The following is a 311-nucleotide window of genomic DNA, read 5'->3' as shown; positions in this document are numbered from 1 at the left end:
TCGCCGTGCAGGTATAGATAATGCCGACCACGGCGCAAAGACCGCTTAGGACCGCGAGCGATTCGAAGAGCAGGTGCGAAAAGCCAGGCAATTCGGCACGCATGACTTCGATTGCAGCAGAAGCGACCGCAAGCACCGTCACAGCCATCGCAACGATGGCGCCGGTTCGCCCCGTCGCATGCGCGCGGTCCATCATGCCTCGTGTGCGCGCAGGAAGCGGAAGAACTCCACGCCTTCGCGCAGACGCCGCTTCATCATGTCCCAGCTCGTGAGCATCTCGCGCACGATCTCCCAGATCTTCGACGGCCGGA

General features: G+C 62.4%; 1 protein-coding gene. It reads right to left on the bottom strand.

From position 1 onward, the window contains the following. Nucleotides 1-196, bottom strand: a 196-nt coding sequence (locus tag AB3X98_RS42135; RefSeq protein ID WP_368610458.1) for a hypothetical protein, incomplete at its 3' end; no start/stop codon positions are given. Nucleotides 197-311 lie beyond the last annotated feature (115 nt).

Source organism: Paraburkholderia sp. BR14312 (assembly GCF_040948675.1).
GTDB classification, from domain to species: Bacteria; Pseudomonadota; Gammaproteobacteria; order Burkholderiales; family Burkholderiaceae; genus Paraburkholderia; species Paraburkholderia nodosa_A.
The sequence above is the reverse complement of the archived record's forward strand: the minus strand, read 5'-3'. Positions and strand labels throughout refer to the sequence as shown.